A 4,448-nucleotide genomic window follows, 5' to 3' on the forward strand; every position below is an offset into this window, starting at 1 on the left:
ATAGTAAATACACTTGTTGTATTTGTTTTCTTTTCTATTCTCACTGATTTCTTCTTCTATGATATTTGTATCTTAGGACTTATAGGAACAGTCTTCATTGAAATAGTTGTAGGACTATGTATGTCTTTATTCTATAAAAGATTAGGTTCTCATACGTTCATGATTACATTTATACTTATCATTTTTATTAAATATCTCATTACTTTGGCTTCAGGAATTATGTCTTGAAGCCTTTTGTGTTATGATGGTTTCTAGGAGGTGTTCTATGAAACTCATATTCTGCGATATGGATGGTTCATTACTAAACCGTCGTTCTAAAATCTCACCACGAACACTAGAAGCACTTATTAAACTACAAGAGAAGGGGATAGGTGTTATTCTCTCTAGTGGTAGACATATTAATAGTCTAAAGAAGTATGGTAATATGCTTCATTTTGAAAAATATCCAATGAGTGGCTATTCCTGCAACAATGGCCAAAACTATCATGATCATTTAGGTAATAAGATATTTGAACATGAACGTTTAAACTATGACGATTATCTAAAAGTAAGAAAATATGCGAAAGATCATCACTATGGCTTTATCGTATATATAAACAATAAAAGAATCATGTTTCACTATAACGAATCATTACTTGTTCGATTACTACATTTGCATATTCCAATACACGTTGATGCAATATTTGATAAGTTTGTCTTTTTTGGACGTCCTTCTTTTGACACGCAGGGACTGGATTATACATGTTCTTTAGTTGATCCTTATTGGCTTGAAATAGGACCAAAAGGTGTTGATAAAGGAACAATGTTAGAAAGAATTGCGGAGCATCACCATGTAGATTTAAAGGATACAATTGCTTTTGGAAATGGTGAAAATGATCTCCCTATGCTTATTAAAGCAGGAACAGGTGTCGCAATGGGGAATGCACTTGAACATGTGAAAGAACTATCCGATGCAGTATGTGATGATTGTGATCATGATGGAATAGGTAAATATCTGGAGGAATTACTATTATGATGAATATGACAAGTTATTATGATTTTTCAGGACAGAAGTTTGGATATCCTCTCTCTTTAAGTATCAACAGCTTTGATCGTCATATCTTCTCTAGACAAAATAGTTTAGAACTCTCTTATGTCTTGCAGGGAGAATATCAGATAGTGACAGAGAAGCTTACTTCTAAACTATCTAAAGGTGAACTTGTGATGATTGCCCCTGGAGATATACATTTAATCTCTCATAAGAAAGATGGAGTGATTCTTACAATACACATAGATTTTGATCGTATGACTTCCGCTTTGAGTGGGAATAGTAATGAGGCTTTTTCTACAATGATTGTCACAAATCAGGCCTATGATCAATTAAAAAATAAGATATCAGGAATCCTCAAACTTATTAGACAGGAAAACTATAACCTCTATACTTTGAATGCCTATATGATGGATATCCTCTCTATTGCTTCTCAGGTCTCATTCTCTATGTCTTCTTTACCTTTACAGGATGAAGCCCATAAGAACTATATGCAGGCTATTTTATATATAGATTCACATTATAATGAAAATCTTACTTTAGGTGATGTGGCAGATACACTTTCATTTAGCTTAAGTTATACGTCTAAACTTTTTAAGAAGTTTACTGGTATTACTTTTATTAAATATTTAAACAGTGTACGTATTCGTGCTTCTCTAGAAGATCTATTAGAAGGCATCAAGAATATATCAGAGATATCAGATGAATGTGGTATGCCTAATTCTAAGGCTTATACAGAAGCATTTAAAGAAATCTATGGTATATCACCTAGCAATTATAGAAAACGTTTTAAGAGGAATTTTGCGCCTACGGTAGAAAAAGAAATGAAACTTCATGACTTTGATAGTATACTAGAAGACTTTATTAATGAAGAAGAAACAATCTATGAAGATGAAAAGTGTAAGATTACTTTAAATGCAGAACATATTAAACTAGAAACAGAAGAAGAGATTAAAATATCAAATAAAGGTAAGCGTATACAAATTGTTTTATAACAGTCATATATTGTCTTCTCTTAACACTAAGAAGGCAAAATATGACTGTTTTTATATATAAGCATGATTTTTTATTCACAAGAGGAGTGATATAATGTGGACGAAAGAGAGGAAAATACAAATGAAGGAATTTTCACATTTATTTTCACCTATTAAAGTCGGTGAAACAGTTGTAAAAAACAGAGTTTTTATGCCTCCTATCAGTACAAACTTAGCTGATAAGGGTTATGTTACTGATGCACTTGTTGCACATTATGCAGCACGTGCAAAAGGTGGTGTTGGTTTAATCGTTACTGAAGTTACTACAGTAGAACCAACATATATCTATTTACCAGGAGATATGTCTATTCATGATGATAGCTTTATTCCTGGATGGAAAAAATTAACTGAAGCTGTACATCAGTATGATTGTAAGATTTTACCACAGTTATTCCACCCAGCTTATATGGCTTTCCCAATTCCTGGTACACCAAGACTAATCGCACCAAGTAATGTAGGACCATATTATGCAAAAGAAGCACCACGTTCTGTCACTAAAGAAGAATTAAAAGTTATTATTAAACAGTTTGGTGAAGCGGCTTTAAGAGTAAAGACTGCAGGAGCTGATGGTGTTGAAATCCATGCAGCACATGCGCATGGTTTATTAGGTGGTTTCTTATCTCCTTTATATAATAAGAGAACAGATGAATACGGAGGAGATATTTCTTGTAGATTAAGACTTACTTTAGAAGTTATTGAAGAAGTACGTAAAATGTGTGGTAAGGACTTTATCATTGATGTACGTATTTCTGGTGATGAATATACTGATGGTGGTTTAAACATCAACGATATGATCTATGTTTCTAAGACATTAGAAAAAGCAGGTGTTGATATGCTTCATGTTTCTGGTGGTACAACTATTGCGAGAGGAAGCTCTATTCCAGCACCAGGTACTAAGATGGGTTCGCATGCATTATTAAGTGAAGAAATCAAAAAGCATGTATCTATTCCAGTGGCAACAGTAGGACGTATTACTGAACCTTGGATTGCGGATGAACTTATTGCGAATGATAAAGCAGATATCTGTATGATGGGTCGTGCTAACTTATGTGATGCAGAATTTGTAAATAAGGCAATGAATGGTCATGTAGAAGATATTAGACCATGTATTGGATGTTTACGTTGTTTAACAGGCATCATGTTTGGTAAACGTGTATCTTGTACAATCAATCCATCATTAGAAATTGAAAATGAAGATACAATTAAAGAAGCAGAAGAAAAGAAGAATATTCTTGTCATTGGTAGTGGGCCAGCTGGTATGGAAGCTGCATTTGTAGCTCATAAGAGAGGTCATCATGTTGTTTTATGCGAAAAGGATGATAAGTTAGGTGGGGAAATGAACTTAGCTGCAGTTCCTATCGCAAAACAGGATCTAACACTCGTTATCAAGTATATGGCTCATAAACTTGAAGGTGTGGATGTAAGATTAAATACAGAAGTGACATTAGAGATGTTAAAGAATGAGTTTAAGGATTATGAAGTCATTGCAGGTACAGGTGCATCTCCAATCGTTATTAATCCATTTACACAGTTTAAATCATGGATGACAGCTGATGATGTACTTGCTGGTAGAGCGTTCCCAGGTCGTAAGATCGTTATTATTGGTGGTGGATCAGTAGGATGTGAAACAGCTGATTACTTAGCACCATTAATTAATGACTTATTCCCTAGAAATAGAGATGTCACAGTACTTGAAATGGCCAATGGTGTTATGATGAATGAATCTGGACCAGGCAGAAGCTTACTTGTAAGAAGAATGATGCAGAAGGGTATCAAAATCATTACAAGTGCTAAGGTAGAATCAGTGACTGAAACTGAAATCAACTATACACAAGACGATGTGACTCATACTATTAAGGATGCAGATACACTCATCTTTGCGGCTGGTTATAAGAAGAACCCAGCTGTAGAAGAAATGCTTCAAGCAAGTGGTCTTAACTACCATATGATTGGTGATGCTCATGAAATTGGTAATATCAAGACAGCTATTACAGAAGGATATAACATCGCAAAAGACTTATAAAATAATCGACCCTCTCAAAAATGAGAGGGTCTTATTATTTGTGATACACAAATGTCTTAATAATTGTCTGTAGTTCTTGTTTTGATTCCTTCTTATTACTATTGAGCCATACCATCATAATATAGTGGAGGGGTGTTAAGAAAGAAATCATAAAATATTTGAAGTACTTCTTAATAAAAGGATTATCAAATTCACGAAGAGAGACTTCTTCTAGAAAACGCTGCTTCTCCTGTGATAAAAAATCCTGGTAATACCACTTCTCTAATGTAATGAATATGGTTGCATGCGCTTCATAGACATCAATTACTTTCATAATAAAATCATCAGACTCTATATAGTCTTTGTCTTCTATTCTATCTAGATA

Annotated in this window: 5 protein-coding genes; 4 read left to right on the forward strand and 1 reads right to left on the reverse strand. The window is 33.9% G+C overall.

Annotated features, from left to right (window positions below; genetic code table 11):
* From ACT8VG_RS07790 to ACT8VG_RS07805, 4 genes are all read left to right on the forward strand, one after another.
* A partial coding sequence (locus ACT8VG_RS07790; RefSeq protein ID WP_444195560.1) for a hypothetical protein occupies window positions 1–228 on the forward strand: 228 nt, incomplete at its 5' end.
* Between the two features lie 37 nt (window positions 229–265).
* Window positions 266–1,015 (forward strand): Cof-type HAD-IIB family hydrolase, encoded by a 750-nt coding sequence (locus ACT8VG_RS07795; RefSeq protein WP_444195561.1) that lies wholly within the window; start codon window positions 266–268, stop codon window positions 1,013–1,015.
* Complete coding sequence (locus ACT8VG_RS07800) at window positions 1,012–2,022, forward strand: helix-turn-helix transcriptional regulator (protein ID WP_444195562.1); 1,011 nt, start codon at window positions 1,012–1,014, stop codon at window positions 2,020–2,022. The genes ACT8VG_RS07795 and ACT8VG_RS07800 overlap by 4 nt, the downstream gene beginning before the upstream one ends.
* 121 nt (window positions 2,023–2,143) lie before the next feature.
* Window positions 2,144–4,084, forward strand: coding sequence for an oxidoreductase (locus ACT8VG_RS07805; RefSeq protein WP_187011837.1), 1,941 nt, complete (start codon window positions 2,144–2,146; stop codon window positions 4,082–4,084).
* 34 nt (window positions 4,085–4,118) lie between these two features.
* Here ACT8VG_RS07805 and ACT8VG_RS07810 read toward each other — a convergent pair.
* A partial coding sequence (locus tag ACT8VG_RS07810; RefSeq protein ID WP_444195563.1) for a hypothetical protein occupies window positions 4,119–4,448 on the reverse strand: 330 nt, incomplete at its 5' end.

The sequence above is a fragment of the Catenibacterium sp. genome, assembly GCF_052354645.1.
Taxonomy (GTDB): Bacteria; Bacillota_I; Bacilli_A; order Erysipelotrichales; family Coprobacillaceae; genus Catenibacterium; species Catenibacterium mitsuoka_A.